The 294-nt window shown below is 65.0% G+C and carries 1 pseudogene; it reads right to left on the bottom strand.

Annotation, left to right across the window (positions count from 1 at the left end):
* Nucleotides 1-9 precede the first annotated feature (9 nt).
* Nucleotides 10-294, bottom strand: a pseudogene (locus tag EN804_RS36385) (hypothetical protein); the annotation flags it as partial.

The raw sequence follows: 294 nt of genomic DNA on the forward strand, positions 1-294 counted from the left end.
CTTGGGTCGTCAGCCGTTCGGATAGTGACCGCCGTCGGCGCCGTCGCCCATCAGGAAGCCGCTGCCGGTGTCGACCATCAGCTTCTGATCGACAAGATCGAGACGGCGCAGCAGGGCGTGATATTGGGTGGCGGGAATCCTGCCATGATCCGAAGCGGCGACCTTCTCGGCGGCCTGGCTGATGTGGGCGGCACGCCTATGCAGCTGCTCAGCCTCGGCAGCCGAGATGGTGTTGGCTTCCCGCGCATCCTTGATGCCCTGGTCCACGCCCTGGACCTGATGGATGAGGCTGGT

The organism is Mesorhizobium sp. M8A.F.Ca.ET.161.01.1.1 (genome assembly GCF_004792105.1).
In the GTDB taxonomy this organism is placed as follows: Bacteria; Pseudomonadota; Alphaproteobacteria; order Rhizobiales; family Rhizobiaceae; genus Mesorhizobium.